At 67.6% G+C, this 15,985-nt stretch carries 20 protein-coding genes; 10 read left to right on the forward strand and 10 right to left on the reverse strand.

Annotated elements, in window-relative coordinates; all coding sequences use genetic code 11:
- Positions 1-78: 78 nt before the first annotated feature.
- Both ACFXHA_RS33460 and ACFXHA_RS33465 read left to right on the forward strand, forming a co-directional pair.
- Positions 79-1,056 (forward strand): heme A synthase, encoded by a 978-nt coding sequence (locus tag ACFXHA_RS33460; protein ID WP_379363242.1) that lies wholly within the window; start codon positions 79-81, stop codon positions 1,054-1,056.
- Between the two features lie 61 nt (positions 1,057-1,117).
- A complete protein-coding gene (locus ACFXHA_RS33465; RefSeq protein WP_379363244.1) occupies positions 1,118-1,768 on the forward strand; it encodes a class I SAM-dependent methyltransferase in 651 nt (216 codons plus the stop codon).
- On the opposite strand, the gene ACFXHA_RS33470 is transcribed toward ACFXHA_RS33465, so the two are convergent.
- A complete protein-coding gene (locus ACFXHA_RS33470) occupies positions 1,756-2,163 on the reverse strand; it encodes a hypothetical protein (RefSeq protein ID WP_379363246.1) in 408 nt (135 codons plus the stop codon). The two genes, ACFXHA_RS33465 and ACFXHA_RS33470, sit on opposite strands and share 13 nt — an antisense overlap.
- A gap of 12 nt (positions 2,164-2,175) precedes the next feature.
- Positions 2,176-2,724, reverse strand: a complete 549-nt coding sequence (locus ACFXHA_RS33475; RefSeq protein WP_379363248.1) for a TetR/AcrR family transcriptional regulator — start codon at positions 2,722-2,724, stop codon at positions 2,176-2,178.
- A gap of 116 nt (positions 2,725-2,840) precedes the next feature.
- On the opposite strand from ACFXHA_RS33475, the gene ACFXHA_RS33480 reads away from it, so the two are divergent.
- The 3 genes from ACFXHA_RS33480 (at position 2,841) to ACFXHA_RS33490 (ending at position 5,551) form a co-directional block, all read left to right on the forward strand.
- On the forward strand, positions 2,841-3,659 hold the full coding sequence (locus ACFXHA_RS33480; protein ID WP_379363250.1) for an alpha/beta fold hydrolase: 819 nt from the start codon (positions 2,841-2,843) through the stop codon (positions 3,657-3,659).
- A gap of 264 nt (positions 3,660-3,923) precedes the next feature.
- Entirely contained in the window at positions 3,924-5,081 is a 1,158-nt protein-coding gene (locus ACFXHA_RS33485) for a hypothetical protein (protein ID WP_379363252.1), read from the forward strand.
- 83 nt (positions 5,082-5,164) lie between these two features.
- Positions 5,165-5,551 (forward strand): hypothetical protein, encoded by a 387-nt coding sequence (locus ACFXHA_RS33490; RefSeq protein ID WP_379363254.1) that lies wholly within the window; start codon positions 5,165-5,167, stop codon positions 5,549-5,551.
- A gap of 18 nt (positions 5,552-5,569) precedes the next feature.
- Here ACFXHA_RS33490 and ACFXHA_RS33495 read toward each other — a convergent pair whose 3' ends face one another.
- Together ACFXHA_RS33495 and ACFXHA_RS33500 are read right to left on the reverse strand one after the other, a co-directional pair.
- Positions 5,570-6,442: a class I SAM-dependent methyltransferase gene (locus ACFXHA_RS33495; RefSeq protein ID WP_379363256.1), complete on the reverse strand. Its 873-nt coding sequence runs from the start codon at positions 6,440-6,442 to the stop codon at positions 5,570-5,572.
- A gap of 7 nt (positions 6,443-6,449) precedes the next feature.
- A complete protein-coding gene (locus ACFXHA_RS33500) occupies positions 6,450-6,971 on the reverse strand; it encodes a cupin domain-containing protein (RefSeq protein ID WP_379363258.1) in 522 nt (173 codons plus the stop codon).
- Positions 6,972-7,141: 170 nt separating this feature from the next.
- Here ACFXHA_RS33500 and ACFXHA_RS33505 point away from each other — a divergent pair, with 170 nt between their 5' ends.
- The gene (locus tag ACFXHA_RS33505) at positions 7,142-8,074 is read left to right on the forward strand and encodes a sigma-70 family RNA polymerase sigma factor (RefSeq protein ID WP_379363260.1); all 933 of its coding nucleotides are present in this window, start codon (positions 7,142-7,144) and stop codon (positions 8,072-8,074) included.
- On the opposite strand, the gene ACFXHA_RS33510 is transcribed toward ACFXHA_RS33505, so the two are convergent.
- A complete protein-coding gene (locus ACFXHA_RS33510) occupies positions 8,067-8,891 on the reverse strand; it encodes a class I SAM-dependent methyltransferase (RefSeq protein ID WP_379363261.1) in 825 nt (274 codons plus the stop codon). The genes ACFXHA_RS33505 and ACFXHA_RS33510 overlap by 8 nt on opposite strands.
- Positions 8,892-8,962: 71 nt before the next feature.
- Between ACFXHA_RS33510 and ACFXHA_RS33515 the strand changes: the two genes are divergently transcribed.
- Positions 8,963-9,553 (forward strand): TetR/AcrR family transcriptional regulator, encoded by a 591-nt coding sequence (locus ACFXHA_RS33515; protein WP_379363263.1) that lies wholly within the window; start codon positions 8,963-8,965, stop codon positions 9,551-9,553.
- 156 nt (positions 9,554-9,709) lie between these two features.
- Complete coding sequence (locus ACFXHA_RS33520) at positions 9,710-10,078, forward strand: limonene-1,2-epoxide hydrolase family protein (RefSeq protein ID WP_379363463.1); 369 nt, start codon at positions 9,710-9,712, stop codon at positions 10,076-10,078.
- A gap of 18 nt (positions 10,079-10,096) precedes the next feature.
- Here ACFXHA_RS33520 and nagB read toward each other — a convergent pair whose 3' ends face one another.
- The 5 genes from nagB to ACFXHA_RS33545 are packed head-to-tail and all read right to left on the reverse strand — an operon-like array spanning position 10,097 to position 15,170.
- The gene (gene nagB, locus ACFXHA_RS33525) at positions 10,097-10,879 is read right to left on the reverse strand and encodes a glucosamine-6-phosphate deaminase (RefSeq protein WP_379363265.1); all 783 of its coding nucleotides are present in this window, start codon (positions 10,877-10,879) and stop codon (positions 10,097-10,099) included.
- Positions 10,867-12,033, reverse strand: a complete 1,167-nt coding sequence (locus tag ACFXHA_RS33530) for an N-acetylglucosamine-6-phosphate deacetylase (protein WP_379363267.1) — start codon at positions 12,031-12,033, stop codon at positions 10,867-10,869. Before ACFXHA_RS33530 ends, nagB begins: the two co-directional genes overlap by 13 nt.
- On the reverse strand, positions 12,030-13,685 hold the full coding sequence (gene ptsP / locus ACFXHA_RS33535; RefSeq protein WP_379363269.1) for a phosphoenolpyruvate--protein phosphotransferase: 1,656 nt from the start codon (positions 13,683-13,685) through the stop codon (positions 12,030-12,032). Before ptsP ends, ACFXHA_RS33530 begins: the two co-directional genes overlap by 4 nt.
- Entirely contained in the window at positions 13,675-13,938 is a 264-nt protein-coding gene (locus ACFXHA_RS33540) for an HPr family phosphocarrier protein (RefSeq protein ID WP_379363271.1), read from the reverse strand. Before ACFXHA_RS33540 ends, ptsP begins: the two co-directional genes overlap by 11 nt.
- Positions 13,935-15,170, reverse strand: coding sequence for a PTS transporter subunit EIIC (locus tag ACFXHA_RS33545; protein ID WP_379363272.1), 1,236 nt, complete (start codon positions 15,168-15,170; stop codon positions 13,935-13,937). The genes ACFXHA_RS33540 and ACFXHA_RS33545 overlap by 4 nt, the downstream gene beginning before the upstream one ends.
- A 127-nt stretch (positions 15,171-15,297) precedes the next feature.
- Here ACFXHA_RS33545 and ACFXHA_RS33550 point away from each other — a divergent pair, with 127 nt between their 5' ends.
- Both ACFXHA_RS33550 and ACFXHA_RS33555 read left to right on the forward strand, forming a co-directional pair.
- Positions 15,298-15,528: a glucose PTS transporter subunit EIIB gene (locus ACFXHA_RS33550; RefSeq protein WP_379363273.1), complete on the forward strand. Its 231-nt coding sequence runs from the start codon at positions 15,298-15,300 to the stop codon at positions 15,526-15,528.
- A 5-nt stretch (positions 15,529-15,533) separates the two neighbouring features.
- Complete coding sequence (locus ACFXHA_RS33555) at positions 15,534-15,983, forward strand: PTS glucose transporter subunit IIA (RefSeq protein ID WP_379363274.1); 450 nt, start codon at positions 15,534-15,536, stop codon at positions 15,981-15,983.
- Positions 15,984-15,985: the final 2 nt, after the last annotated feature.

The following is a 15,985-nucleotide window of genomic DNA, read 5'->3' on the forward strand; positions in this document are numbered from 1 at the left end:
GAGCGGCCCACGTGTTTAACGACACGTTGTAGTAGGGCGGGTGACGGGGCGAAATGCGTCCCCGCTACCATCTTGTCCGTGCTGAATCGCGCCTTCCAGCGACTTGCCGATCTGTTCCCGATGCCTTCGTTGCGGGTGCAGCGCCTCATCGCCTTCGTGGTCCTGCTGACCCAGGCCGGAATCTCGGTGACCGGTGCCGTCGTCCGCGTCACCGCCTCGGGCCTCGGCTGCCCCACCTGGCCGCAGTGCTTCCCCGGCAGTTTCACGCCGACCACCGTGGCCGAGGTGCCCGTCGTGCACCAGGTCGTCGAATTCAGCAATCGCATGCTGACTTTCGTGGTCGTGCTCGCGGCGGCCGTGATCGTGCTGGCCGTGACCCGGGCGCGACGCCGACGCGAAGTACTCGTCTACGCCTGGCTCATGCCCGGCGGCACCGTGCTGCAGGCCGTGCTCGGCGGTATCACCGTGCGCACCGGATTGCTGTGGTGGACGGTCTCGCTGCATCTGCTGGCCTCGATGCTGATGGTCTGGCTGGCCGCGCTGCTGTGGGTCAAGGTCGGCGAACCCGACGACGGCATCGACACCGTGCAGGCCCCCAAGCCCCTGCGCCTGCTGACCGCGCTGTGCGGCCTGGCTCTCACCGCGACCCTCATCGCGGGCACCCTGGTCACCGGTGCGGGCCCGCACGCGGGCGACAAGAGCGCCGCGAAGCCGGTGGAACGCCTGCAGGTCGAGATCACCACGCTGGTCCACCTGCACGCCGAACTCCTCGTCGCCTATCTGGCGCTGCTGGTCGGATTGGCCTGCGGACTGGCCGCCGTCGGCATGAACAAGTCCATCCGGACCCGGCTGATCGTGGTCATCGCCCTCGTCTGCGCGCAAGCGCTGATCGGCATCGTCCAGTACTTCACGCACGTGCCCGCCGCACTGGTCGCCTTCCACGTCGGCGGCGCGGCCGCCTGCACCGCCGCCACCGCCGCCCTCTGGGCCGCCCTGCGCACCCGCGAACCCTTGCCCGCCAACGCATCGGTCTCCGCGGGGAAGGTCAGCATCTAGCTGACTGACGCGAGATGCGGTCGGCTCGCCGCGTACACCCGTTCCCGGAAGAATGGACGGCGTGACCGAGTTGATCGACGACGCGCACCTGGAACAGACTGCGGTAGTGGCGAATACCGCGATGAACCGGGACCGGCGGCTGCCCGCCTATCGCCGCGAGCTCGGGTTCGATCCGGTGGCGTGGTTGCTGGCGCGGCCGGGACCACAGCGCTGGCTCGATATCGGATGCGGTAGCGCCCGAGCCCTTTCCGACGCCACGACTCACCTCGCCGGTCATGCCACCATCATCGGCCTCGACCTGGTCGGCTACTTCGGCGTCCCACCGGGCGGCGGCCTCGACCTGGTCACCGGGTCGGTGCTGACCTGGCAGCCCGACGAACCCGTGGACCTGATCACGAGCGTTCACGCACTGCACTATGTCGGTGACAAACTCGGCGCGCTGACCCGCATGACCTCCTGGCTCACGGTCGACGGCCACCTCGCCGCCAATTTCGATGCCACCGCGGTCCGCGCACCCGACGGCACGCCCCTGGGTCGCCCCTTCACCGCCGCCTTGCGCGGCAATGGATTCCAGTACAACCCCCGCGCGCGGCGACTCACCCGGACCGGCTGCGGGGTGCCCGCGTGGGACTTCCGCTATCTGGGTGCCGATCCGTATTCGGGCCCGAACTACACCGGCCAGGACGCGGTCGCCTCACACTACGTTCGGTGATCGCGTGGCTGCGGCCACCTGCGAATGATCTTCCGCCCCACGGGGATGAGGGCGATCACCGTCGCGGCACCGACGAGCAGCCCGATGACACCGTTGGTGTGCGCCCTGTCCCGCATCTGATCCCGGCTCCGCAGTGGTCGATCAGCCGGATTGATCTGTGCCATACCGGCGGTGAATCCACCTGGCCGGTAGACCTGCACCTCGCCGGGGTGGCGTCGGCTTCCCGCTGTCACGTCGCAGCCGTCCAGCGCGCCCATCACGACACCGGCGCAGGTGACCGGCCGGGTCAGGTGGCGGGTTCCTGTGACGAGCGCAGTCACCGCTATGCCTGCCATCAGCACAGCCAGCACCATCAGAATCGCCAACGCTCCGCGTCGCGACCGGGCTGAACTCACATCCGTGCCGCCTTACCGATCGAGGAACTGCCACAGAGCCTCTCGCACCGAGGGTTGCGCGTGCCCGGCGTGCAGTTCCAGCAGCGCGGCCTCGGCGACCAAGCCCACCCACAGCCTGGCCGCCTGCGTGGGATGAGTCCAGCCGAGGAGTTCGAAGTCCGGCTCGATGAGGGCGGCGTTGTGGGCGTTGCGGCCACTCACCTCGTCGGTGATCAGCGGTTCAGCGCGGGCCTCGAGCAGCAGGGCTTTGACGCCGCGGTCACGCAGGCAGGCGTCGAGGTAGGCGGTCGACGCCGCGAGCAGGCGGTCGCGGCCGGGAGCCAGGCCCTCGATGGAGGTTTCGATCTCGCCTTGCAGACGGTCGTGGAATTCGCGGTGCAAAGCCAGCAGGTAGTTGGCGCGGTTGCCGAAATGGTGGAAGAAGGTGCCCTTCGAGACGCCGAGTTCGGTCACCAGGACATTGACGCTGACCCCGGCCAGGCCGAGGCGTTCGGCCAACTGCAGGCCGCTGTCGACGAGGGCCGCGCGGGTGCGTGCGGCGGAATCCTCCCGCAGATTCATCGGATTCGAACCCCTTGCATGCGTTTCGGACCGGTCGTATGGTCGAAGTATATGACCGACCGACTGGTCAGTGAATGACCGGACGGTCAACTCGATCCGAATCCAGGAGATCGCGGATGCACACCCTGCACACCACAGCCGGGCAATTGGCCTACGAGGACACCGGGACCGGTCCGGCGATCGTCCTCCTGCACGCGAACCTGCACGACCATCACGACTTCGATCCGATCGTTCCGGCCCTGGCCGCCGAGCATCGCGTTATCACGCTGGATTGGCCGGGACACGGTGCGTCCGAACCGAATCCGACCGCCACCGCCGTCGGCTTCGCCGATACGCTCGTCGAATTCGTCACCGCACTCGAGCTGGATCGCGCTGTGTTCCTGGGCAATTCGGTCGGCGGATACGCCGCGGCCCGCCTGGCCATCGACCACCCGGACCACGTCGCCGGACTGGTGCTGGTCAACACCGGCGGCTTCGTCCACCAATCCCCCCTGACCCGCGCCTACTGCAACCTCTACGGCTCCGCCGCGGTAGCCCGCTACCTCATCCCGCGCAGCGTCCGCGCCTACATGAAGGCCGTCTCCCCCGCCGACGACGCAGCCATCGACCGTGCGATTCGCTTCGCCGCCACCGCCGCAGGCCGCGCCACCTACCGCTCCCTCTGGCACAGCTTCAACGACCCCGCCTACGACCTCACCACCCGCGCCGCATCCATCACCGCACCGACCCTCATCGTGTGGGGCGGCCGCGACCCGGTCCTCCCCCCGCGCTACGGCAAACTCGCCCACCGCCTCATCCCCAACTCCCAACTCCACGTCCTCCCCACCGGCCACCTCCCCTTCTCCTCCACCCCAACAGAATTCCTCGACCTGCTCCTCCCATTCCTCACCACCGCCCTCACGCCCACGACCGGCGACGGCCCCGCCGCCCGCTAGCAGACCAAGATCAAGGTGTACTCAGCGAGGAATTTCGTCCGCTTCACCGCACTGAGTACACCTTGACCTTGATCGAGAGGGGTGGGAGCGAACCGTGCGGCCACCCGCGCGCGAAATGCGATGGTCGCGGCGCGGGGTGGCTGATCTGATGTGCGAGTGGAACGGACATGGGCGGAAGCGGATTCGCTGCTCGGGTTGATTCAGCGCGGGCGGGGAGCTTGCTATGAACAGGCTTTGGCGCACCGCGATCAGGCGCGAGAGTTCGTGGTGGACTGCATCGTCGACGATCCGCGCTGGGATCATCAGGTCGAGCACCGGAGCTGGCTGTACGCGAGTCTCGTTGCGGAATTGGGCGTGGACCTGCAGCGGTTCCGGGCGGCATATGCCGGGCCTGCGGACCCAATGGACGACTCGAATGCCTGGCTCGCCGTCGGCGTGCTCGAGGACCTCGCCCGAGCCGGGATCGAGGGCAGTGTCAGCGAATTGCGGCACTACCTGCGGACGAGACGCGACACCTACCTGGCATTGAATGCGCTGCTGCCGTTCCACGACCGTCCTGAGGCGCGAGGTCTGCTCGACGAGGTACTCGCGGTGGCAGATGATGACGACCTCCGCCGGGCGATCGACGACTGTGCGGCAATGCCCTGGCCGCAATGGCGAGCCGAGAGCGCACGCATCGAGAGGGTGCTGATGGCCGAGGAGCAGTGCCGGCGGGCGCCTGAGCCGAGGCCGACCCCACGGGCGGTACGGGCGGCAGCAGAGCGAGAACGGATTCTCGATGTTGCCGTCGACGCCGCACTCATCCAGCCGGTCACCGCCACCGACCTCTCCGATGCACAGTGGGAGGCAACACTATTGGCAATCGCGCCCGTGCTCCTCGAGGATGCCTTCACCCCGCTGCGCGTGCGAATCGCCGTCCGCAGGCACCTGCGACAACTCCGATCACCGCGTGCGCTGGCCTGGGCCAGGGCAAACGCCGGGATGGATACGGATTTCGCCTTTCAGGCCCTGTCTCTGCTGTGCGAGATCGGGGAAGGCAGCGATGCCGCGCGGCTGTCGGACTACCTCGTGGGGACCCGGACCGCGTCCGATGACGACATCTACGCTCAGTGCACGCTGGTCAGCGGGCTGACGCGCCTGGCGTACGCACCGGCGGTGCCGATGTTCGAATCGCTCTTCGACACCACCGTGTACTCCTACCTCCGTGAGCGTTGTGCGCGCGGATTGAGCCTTCTCTCAATGAGTTTCGCGCACGATCGGGCGTTCGAATGTCTCACCGACGCCGAGTCCGGGATTCGAGCGATCGGGATCGCGCAGGTTGATCTTTCGCGGCCGCAGGCGCGGGAGCGGTTAACCCGAATTGCCCGGGATGCGATGGAGGACGAGGACAATCGGCGGGCCGCGGCTGTAAGGAAAATTTAAGAAACCCGCTGGTGAGGCTGCCTACCTTCAGTACATCGAAGCACCGATCCGGGCCAACCGGATTCCACTGGAGGTTGTCTCTCATGTCGAATATCACCAACGTCAAGCGCACCACCGTCGCGAAGATCGGCGTCCCGCTCGCGGCCGCCGCGGTGGGTCTCTCGGCCGTCGTGTTCGCGGCCGCGCCCGCCCAGGCTCAGGCTCCGGCCGGGGCCTGCCTCGTGGTGCAGAACCACGCGGGCCGGACCACCAATGTCAGCATGAACTACCCGGCCGGCTACAACGGCGAATGGACCATCTACCCCAACGATCTGAGCGTGCTGCTCTACAACGGTGTCGCGATCAAGTCCCCGACCGGCGACTTCAATATCCAGAAGGACTCCGACCTGCAGGCCGTGTGGAACTACGAGGCCAACCGCGATCACGACAAGGGCTGCAACGGCTCGTGGGTCGTCACCCTCAACGCCTGAGGTCCGCCGTGGCGATGATCAGTGTCGGTCGGCCACCAGGAGCCGACCGGTGCTGAGGAACGATTCCCGCCGCCCCGCGACACCGGAGTCGAGGGCCACACTGAGCATGTCGCGGTCGCCGGTCACGGTGAATCCTCGTTCGGTCATCACGGCGGCCATCGCCGCGGGAGTCCAGCTCGAACGCTGAGGTTCGCGCGCCATCGGATTGGTCCGCCCGCTCAACGACAGCAGCAGTTCCATGCCGCGACGTCCGTAGCGGTACAGGCGATTCGGCGTCGGGTAGGTGGTGATCAACCGACTCCCGGGGGCGCTGCGTTTCGCCACCTCCGAGACCGTCTCCCCTACCTCGGCAGGCGTCAGGTACGGCACGACACCCTCCCAGATCCAGGTGGTGGGCCGCGATTCGTCGTGACCCGCCGCGATGAGCGCGGCACCGAGCGAGTCCGTGCCGAAGTCGACCGGCACGAACCGTATGGCGCCCAACGGTTTCCGCTCCCCCAGCCGCGCCCGTTTCTCGGCCTGCGAAGCCGGATGATCCACCTCGAACACGGCGGTATCCGTCAATTCCGGCATACGCCAGGCGCGGGCATCGAGCCCCGCGCCGAGAATCACCAGTTGCGGATTTCCCGACTCCCGCACCGCCTCGTCGATCGCGACGGTACGTGCGGCGAGCACTTCGGAAGTGGCGGAAAGCAATTCGTATTCGATACGGGCACCGACGGCCTTGGGCACCTGCCCGCCGCGCACCTGCTCGACGAGGCCACGCTCACTGTCGAGCAGCAGCTCGACCGCGACGGGATCGGTGAAGCGCCCGACCCCCAATCGCCCGTCGGCCACCGCTCGACCCTGACACACCAGGATTGCCGTCCGACTCGCTGCCCGCTCGGTCACCTCGCCATTATCGATGCTGCGCCGTGTTCCCGCCCGCCGCGTCCGAGCGTGACGCGCGCCAGCGGGGGCTGTCGACGAAGTGATTGTCGAATCGTTCCTGGGTGCGCAGGATTTCCATCGGATCGCCGTCGCCGCGCCGCAGGCGTTCACCCATGCGGAAGTAGTCGAAACGCTCGATGCCGGGCGTGAACACGATCAGTACGTCGGCCGACGCGTCCGCCGGAGCGGCCCAGGCATGCACCATTCCTGCTGGGACCAGCAGGAAGTCACCGCCGTGCAGCGTGTGGATGTCCTCGCCCGCCAACACGGTCAGGCTGCCGTCGAGCAGATAGAACAGTTCGGCGGAGCCGGTGTGGAAATGCGGTGGCGGCCCGTCGGTTCCGGCAGGCAGGGTGGCGCGGTTGGCACTGAGCTTTCCGCCGGTCATATCGTGGTCGGCATAGAGGCGCACGCCCAGGCCGGGCAGGTATTCGGCCTCGTCGTGACGGATGAGCAGGGCGCGGTCCGGGTTGGACGGCGTGGTGGTCATGGCTGGGCTCCTCGCTCCGGGGACTCTCCCCGGCCCGACACCACAGAGGCACGAGGACGGCGAATGGTGACATCGGCGCGAAATTCGGTGACGTGGAACACGATCCGGGCCGGCATGTCACAGTTTCGGCGGCGCAGGGCTCTGCGGTGGTGAGAGAGGGGAGAGAGATCATGACGACATCACCATCGACCTCGGAAACGGCGACCGCCACAGCCAACCCGACTGCGGAGATCACGGCGCGCTTCCTGGACTACCGCGAGCTGCTGTTCGCGGTCGGTTACAACATGCTCGGCACCGTTGCCGACACCGAAGACGTATTGCAGGAGGCGTGGCTCGCGTGGGCGGCCCGCCATCGCGATCCGCATGCGCCGCCGGTGGACAATGCGCGGGCGTACCTGGTCCGAGTCGTGGCCAATCAGGCGCTCGCGCGGCGAACCGAGATCGGGCGGCGACGCGAGACCTATCTCGGCCCTTGGCTTCCCGAACCGCTCGTCCTCGCCGCCGAGGACGCCGCCGCGCTGGTGGAGCGCAAGGAATCACTGTCGATGGCCGTGCTCGTCGTACTCGAAACGCTCACACCGCTGGAGCGTGCGGTCTTCGTGCTGCACGATGTCTTCGGCTTCGGGCACCCCGAGATCGCGGCCATGCTCGACCGCTCCCCCGCCGCCGTCCGCCAACTCGCCTCCCGCGCGCGCAAACACCTCGAGACACGTCATCCCCGCCAGGGCGACAAGGACTTTCGAGCGGGCGTGAGCGAACGGCTGGCCGACGCCACCATGCGCGGCGATCTCACCACAATGCTGGAGATACTCGCCCCCGATGTCACCCTGTGGACCGACAGTGGCGGAGTCGGCCCGGCGCAGAGTTCCGCGCCCGTGCACGGCCGCGAGCGGGTGGCCGCGGTCTTCATGGCGGTGGCCGCCGACCTCCCGGACGGCGACCTAGCCATCAGCTACCGCTGGGTGGCCGAAGATCCGTGCGTACTGGTGTTCTCCGACAACAGCCCGATTGCCGCGGTAGTCGTCGACCTCGATGCCGCAGGCAGCCGGATCCAGACGATCTATTCGATCACCAACCCGCACAAGCTGTCCGGGGTCAGGTGAGGGCGCGGGTGGCGGTGACTACCACGGTGGCGTAGGCGATGGTGAACTGGCCGCCGAGGGCGTCGATGGCTGCGCCGACTGCGTCCGAGACCGCCGCGAGGGTGTCTGGATCGACTTGGGTGAGGGCGCCGTGGGTGGGGATTTGGTCGAGCCATTCGGCTCGGGAATAGGTGCGCTGCCAATCGAATTGCCACCGCTGCGGATGTTCGAATCCGCCGCTGTTGCGGATGCCGCGCTCGGCATTGCCGAGGATGGTTTCGTACAACTCCAGTGCTGGGCGGTCGGCGATCAGGGATGCGGGCGAGTCGGGGAGCCAGCGGCGGTAGGCGTCGGCGAAGGAGGCGACCACCTCCGGGGGCAGCTGGGGCACATGCCAGAACGCCGACAACCGGCCGCCCGGTCGCAGCACGCGTGCTGCCTGCGCGGCACCGGCGACGGGATCGACCCAGTGCCAGGCGGTTCCGGAGATCACCCCGTCGAAGGTGCGGCCGGAGGGATCCCAGGTTTCGAAAGTGCCGGTCTCGACTTCGATTCCGGTGGTACGGGCGAATTCGGCCATGCGGGCGTCCGGTTCGACGCCGAGCACCGTGGCACCGGCGTCGCGGAACTGCCGGGCCTCGATGCCGGTGCCGCAGCCGACGTCGAGGAGTTCCTTGCCGGACGTGGCCGCGAGAATCCGCTCGATCATGGCGGCGGGATAGGGCGGGCGGGTGCGGTCGTAACGGGCGGCGTCGACACCGAACGATTCGGCGGTTTCCCGGTATTGATGTGGGCTCTGATCGGCAGGTTCGGGCTGCGAAGACGGTAGAGTGACCATGCGCCCACTTTAAGTGGGCAAGTGCCCACTCCGCAATCGGATTCGGGTTCGATCAACACGAAGGAGTGCGGGTGCCCACCGGGGTCGCCATACGGGATGTGCGGGAACAGCTCTTCGATGCCGCCGAGCGAATTCTGTTGCGGGACGGGCCCAGCGGGCTCACAAGCCGGTCGGTGACGACCGAGGCGGGGTGCGCGAAGGGTGTGCTGCACCGGCATTTCACCGACTTCGACGGATTCCTGGCCGAGCTGGTGGAGGACCGGATCGTCCGAGTCGAGCGGCTGGGCGCGGCGCTGCGGGAGGGGTCGGGGTCGGGGACCGTGGCCGCGAATCTCACCGAGGCGCTGATCGGGGTGTTCGAGACCGTGGCGGTGGCGATCGTCAGCCTGGTGACGTTCCGCGACGAGTTGCGGGCACGGCTGCAGCAGACCCGTCCGGTCGGGATTCCGATACTGGGCGAGGCGACCACGCTGATCGCGGACTATCTGGCCGCGGAGGTCGAGGCGGGGCGCATCGTGGCGACCGTCGACATCACCATCCTGGCGCCGACCCTTATCGGCTCGGCGCACCTGCTGTTCGCCGATCGGACCTTGCCGCGCCCCGAGACCGAGGCCGTGCACGCCATGGTGAGCACGGTGCTGGGCGGCACGCTGACGGCCTGACGACGAGGACCGACGGCACGACGAGACGAGACATTCGCCGGTGAAAATCTCAGTGCGAGACCGGTCTTGACACCGACTGACCCGGACAGTTCGCTCGGCAGGGCATATCCATCACAGGAAAGGTCTCCCACCGCAGTGAGCATCGACCACACCACCCTGTCCCCCGCCGCGGTCGTCACCGCCCTATGCGCCGAATGGCGCAGCGGCACACCGGAATCCATTGCCGAGTTCTTCACCGAGGATGCCGTCTACCACAACATCCCGATGGATCCGTTCGTCGGCAAGGCCGCGATCCTGGAGTTCCTGCGCGGCTTCATCGGCACCTTCGGGGGTATCGATTTCACCGTGCATCATCAGGCCGTCACCGGCAACGTGGTGCTCAATGAGCGCACCGACCGATTCACCTTGGGCGACAAGCACATCGAGTTGCCGGTGACCGGGGTGTTCGAAGTCCGCGACGGCCTGATCTCGGCCTGGCGCGACTACTTCGACATGGCCCCGTTCACCGCATTGCAGCAGGGCTGACGCTCGAGAAGGGCAGGGTTAGAAGCTCTGCCAGGAGGGCTTGTTCGCCACCGCGAACCGGTAGTAGTCGACCGCCTTCAAATTCGCCGCCGCGTCCGGATCGACGATGACGGTGACGTGCGGGTGCATCTGCAGGATCGAGGCCGGGCAGAAGGCGGAGAGCGGGCCCTCCACCGCGGCGGCGACCGCCTCGGCCTTGCCCGCGCCGGTGGCGATCATGAGCAGATGGTCGGCGTCGCTGATGGTTCCGAGCCCCTGGGTGAGCACGTGGGTGGGCACCTGTGACAGGTCGTCCTCGAAGAACCGCGCATTGTCCTCGCGGGTCTTCGGGGTCAGCGTCTTGACGCGGGTGCGCGAGCGCAGCGAGGAGCCGGGCTCGTTGAACCCGATGTGTCCGTTGGCTCCGATGCCCAGAATCTGCACCGAGACCGGACCGTTCGCGGCGATGCGCTTCTCGTAATCGGCTGCGGCGGCAGGAATGTCGGCGGCATTGCCGTCGGGGCTGTTGACGTTCGCATCGTCGAAATCCACGTGCGAGGTGAACTCGTCACGAATGAACTGCCGGTAGGACTGCGGGTGCCCCGGCGGCAGCCCGATGTACTCGTCGAGCAGGAACGCCTGCACGCCCGCGAAACTCAGCTTCTCCTCGCGGTACTGGCGAATCAGCTCACCGTACGCACCCAGCGGCGAGGATCCCGTGGCCAGCCCGATGGCGCGCGCACCCCGGCGCACATGGTCGGCCATGATGCGTCCGGCCAGCACACCCGCCTCGGCCGCGGTCTCGGTGATCACGAGTTCCATTGCACTCCATCCTTGTAAATATCAACGGGATTCAACCGATGGTCGGTGACCAGCACGTCCGCACGCATGCCCGCATGCAACGCGCCGATCTCGTCGGCCATGCCCAACAAGCGGGCGGGGGTGGCACAGGCGGCGGTGGCGGCCGCGGTGAGCTCGACGCCGGCGTCGAAGACGGTGCGGCGCAGCACCTCCGAGGCGGTGGCGGTGCCGCCGGCGATGGGGCCCTCACCGTTCGGGTCGTAGATGCGCGAGATCCCGTCGGCGACCACGACGTCCAGGCTACCGAGCTGGTAGCGGCCGTCGGGTTGACCGGCGGCGGCCATGGCGTCGGTGATCAGCGCCAGGTTATCGGGACCGATGGTGTCGAAGACCATGCGCACGGTGCCGTCGGCGAGGTGCACACCGTCGCCGATCACCTCGGCCACCACATCGCCGCGCCCGGCCGCGGCCATGGCGGCTGTGAGGAAGTTGGCGTCACGATGCGCCAATTCGGGCATGGCGTTGAACAGGTGGGTGATCGACACCCGCCAACCGCGGCGCATGGCGTGTACGGACCGCTCGTAGTCGGCGACGGTGTGTCCCAGGGAGAGAATCACATTCGCGTCGGCGAGCACATCGGCGAGGGCATCGAAGTTCTCGGTTTCCGGGGCGATCGTCACCGACACGATGCGCCCGCCCGCATAGTCGACGAGACGCTCCAGCAGGGCGGGGTCGCCGGGCAGGATGCGCGCCGGGTCGTGGGCGCCGCGCCGATGCTCGCTGATGAACGGGCCCTCGAGGTGGATGCCCGCGAGCAGGCCGTCGTCGATGGCCTTACCGAGCACGTCGATGCGTTCGCGCAGTTCGGCTTCGGTGGCCGAGACGAGGGAGGCGACGAGGGTGGTCGTTCCGCGCGCGCGATGGAAATTCGCGGCGACGGCGACGCCCTCGGGATCGGTTTCGGGGAAACCGAATCCACCACCGCCGTGGCAGTGCACATCGATCAGGCCGGGCAGGATGATCGGCGGCCGCCCACTGAACTCGGGCAACTCACCGTCGAATCCTGTTGCGGGGCCGACATAGTCCAGTCGCGGGCCGGTGAAGGAGACCACCCCGTCGGCGAGTTCGCCCGCCTCCGTGAGGGTGACGACCCGGCCGCGCAGGGTGGTCGTCACTTATCTCGCCCCAATGCTTGCCGGGCGGCCCGCAGGGCGTCGTCGGCCGTGCGCGCCGACAGCACCGCCGACGCCGCCGCTCGACACTGGTCGAGCGTCACTTCGGCGAGTTGCGCACGGACCCCGGCGATCGAGCGTGGTGCCATCGACAGCGTCTCCACGCCGAGACCAACCAGCACACAGGCGAATTCGGGGTTGGACGCGGATTCCCCGCACACCCCCACCTTCACCTCGTGCTTGTTCGCGCCCGACACCACCATGGCGATGGTCACCGCGAGGGCGGGCTGCCACGGATTGTGCAGTGCCGCCAGCGTGGCGGACATGCGGTCCGCGCCGAAGAGGTACTGCGACAGGTCGTTGGTGCCGATGGAGAAGAAGTCCACCTCCGCGCCGAGCTGTTCGGAACGGATTGCGGCGGCGGGGATTTCGACCATGACGCCGCGGGTGGCGAGCCCGGCGTCGGCGGCGCGGGCGGCGAAGTAGTTCGCCTCCTCGGCGGTGGCGACCATCGGGGCCATGACCTTGACCGGAGTACCCGATTCCTTGGCCGCGGCCTCGATCGCCGTGAGCTGGTCGAGCAGCGCCCCCTCATCGACGCTGCTCAACCGCAGGCCGCGCACTCCCAGCGCCGGATTCTCTTCCGTCGGCAGGTTCAGGAACGGCAGCGGCTTGTCGGATCCGGCGTCCAGGGTGCGGACCGTGACGGGACGGTCGCCCATGACCCGGAAGATCTCGGCGTACTGGGCCGTCTGCTCGGCCACCGTGGGGGCCGATTGGCGGTCCAGGAACAGGAATTCGGTCCGGAACAGGCCGACGCCCTCGGCCCCGAGTTCGACCGCGAGCTGCGCATCGGCCACCGAGCCCACATTCGCGAGCAGGGGCACGGCGTGGCCGTCGGCGGTGCGGCCCGGACCGGTCGGTGCGTCCGTCAGACGCGCCCGCAGGGCGAGCACTTCCTCGCGACGCCCGGCGGTGGGTTCCAGCTCGACCACGCCGGACGTGCCGTCGAGCACGACCTCGGTGTTCTCGGCGATCTGCACCGCGTCCGGGGCGGCCACGACGGCCGGAATGCCCAGGGCCTTGGCCAGAATCGCGGTGTGCGAGGTCGGCCCGCCCGCCACCGTGAGCAGGCCCAGGACCCGCTGCGGATCCAGCGTGGCGGTATCCGCCGGTGCCAGGTCATGCGCGGCGAGCACGAAAGGTGTGGCGCTGTCCGGGATTCCGGGCGGCTCCACCCCCAGCAGTTCGGCCACCACGCGCTGCCCGACATCCTTCAGGTCGGTGGCGCGCTCGGCCATCATGCCGCCGAGGGCGGCCAGCTGCGCACCGAAGTGCGCGACCGCCTCGGTGACCGCGTGCGCGGTCGGCGTCCCGCCGCGGATCTCGGTCTGAACCTGATCCAGCAGCGCCGGATCGGCGGCCAGCGCCGAGGTCATGAACAGGATGTCCGCGGCCGGGCCCTTGGCATCCAGGGCCTGAGCCGAGTAGCGGGCGGCGACCGTCTCGAAAGCGGCCTGCGCGCGAGCGATTTCGGCTTCGACGTCGCTCCCGGGGGCGTCGGTGCGGCTGGTGACCGGCGCGGGCGCCAGCCACTTCACCGCACCGACCGCGATCCCGGGAGCGGCGGCGACGCCACGCACCTCACGCGTCAAGATCGGTCTCCAGCATCGCGACCAGCTTCTCCAGGGCCGCATCGGCCCCGTCCTCGGCGTGCAGGGTGACGGTGTCACCCTGCTTCGCGCCGAGAGTCATCACCTGCAGCAGGCTGTTGGCGGCGATCGGGTCCTTACCCTCGACCGAGATCTTCACCGGGACACCGGCTTCCCCGGCGGCCTTGGCGAACAATGCGGCGGGGCGGGCATGCAACCCGGTCTTGGACGCAACGACGGCGGTGCGAGTGATCATGCGGCGACATTCTCCTTTTCGGTTTCCGCCTCATCGTCTTCACGACCCGGAGTCTTCAGGTTCCAGCGCTTGATGATGAAGCTGAAGGTGACGTAGTACAGGGCGGCGTAGCCGAGGCCGATCGGGAGGAGCAGCAGCGGATGCGTCGCCTTGCCGAAGTTGAGTAGGTAGTCGATGGCGCCTGCCGAGAAGGTGAATCCGTCATGGATACCCAGCGCATTGGTCAGCGCCAGCGACGTGCCCGTGAAAATCGCGTGGATCAGCAGCAGCGGCCAAGCCACGAAGATGAACGAGAACTCCAGCGGCTCGGTGATACCGGTCAGGAACGCGGTCAGACCGGTCGACAGCATGATACCGCCGATCATCTTGCGGTTCTCCGGCTTGGCATGCCGCCAGATGGCCAGGGCCGCAGCCGGCAGGCCGAACATCATGATCGGGAAGAAGCCGGTCATGAAGGTGCCCGCATGCGGATCACCGTGCAGGAACATGGCGATGTCGCCGTGGTAGGTCTGGCCACCACTGGTGTAGTCGCCCAGCACGAACCAGACCACCGAGTTGATGATGTGGTGCAGACCCAGCGGCAACAGCATCCGATTGGCAAACCCGAAGATGCCGCCACCGACGACCGAGTTGTCGGCGACGAAGTTGCCCAGCGAGGTCAATCCGGAGTTGAAGGCCGGATAGATGAACGACATGAGCACGCCGATGACGACGGCCGCGCAGGCCGTCAGGATCGGCACCAGGCGGCGACCGGAGAAGAAGCCGAGGTAGTCGGGCAACGCCGTGCGATGGAAGCGCTGCCACAGGTACGCGGCGGTCAGACCGATGACGATGCCGCCGAGGACACCGAAATTAACCAGTGCCTGAGCACCTTTGGCGTCGACCTTGCCCTCGAGCACGACCGGCGACATGGCCTTGAGCACGCCGTTGAAAGCCAGGTAGCCGACCACGGCCGCGAGTGCGGTCGAGCCGTCGGCCTTCTTGGCCCAGCCGATGGCGATGCCCACGGCAAAGAGTAGGGGCAGGTTGTCGATGAGCGCGCCGCCGGCGGCGGCGAGCACGTCAGCGACGGTCTTGAGTGCCGACCAGCGGCCGAGCATGTCGTCCTGTCCCAGTCGCAGCAACAGTCCGGCAGCGGGTAGCGTGGCGATCGGCAGCATCAAGCTGCGGCCGAGCTTCTGCAGTCCCGATAGATCGAGCTTCTTGCGAGAGCTCTCGACGGCATCGGCCATGGGTGGTCCTCAGTCAGTCTGTGAATGGAGTCACGCGAACTGTTCAGCGTCAGTTACCGTGACTGGTTATAACCAGACATATACTGGTTATAACCAGTTTTGTCTACTCGACACGCTCGGAGGAAATATGTCGAAAGCGGATCAAATCGTCGCCGGCCTGGGTGGTCTCGACAACATCATCGAGGTGGAAGGCTGTATCACCCGTCTACGCTGCGAAATCAAGGACGCCACCAAGGTTGACGAGAAGGCCCTCAAGGCCGCCGGCGCGCACGGCGTTGTCAAGGCGGGTGCCGCGGTTCAGGTCGTGGTCGGGCCGACGGCCGACGCCCTGGCCGAAGACATCAACGACATGCTCTGATCGCCATGGGTATTCAGATCACCGCGCCGCTGGACGGCCGCGCCATGCCCCTGTCCGAAGTTCCCGATCCGGTCTTCTCGGCCGAGATGGTGGGCGCGGGCGTGGCCATCGAACCCCTCGACACCGACGACGCGACCACGGTCGTCGCGCCGGTCACCGGTGACATCGTGAAGCTGCATCCCCATGCCGCCGTCATCGTCACCGCCGACGGCACCGGGGTGCTGCTGCACGTCGGCATCGACACCGTCGGCAAGGCCGACCTGTTCACCGTCGTGGCCGCCGAAGGTATGCACGTCACCGAGGGCGATCCGCTGATCACCTTCTCCCCCAACGCCGTTCGCCGCCTGGGTTTGAGCGCGGCCGTGCCGGTCGTGGTCATGGACACCGCGCCGGGTTCGGCACAGAACACGGCCACCGGGCCGGTCACCACGGGTTCGGTCCTGTTCTCGATGTGACC

It is taken from the genome of Nocardia sp. NPDC059240 (assembly GCF_042753865.1).
Taxonomy (GTDB): Bacteria; Actinomycetota; Actinomycetes; order Mycobacteriales; family Mycobacteriaceae; genus Nocardia.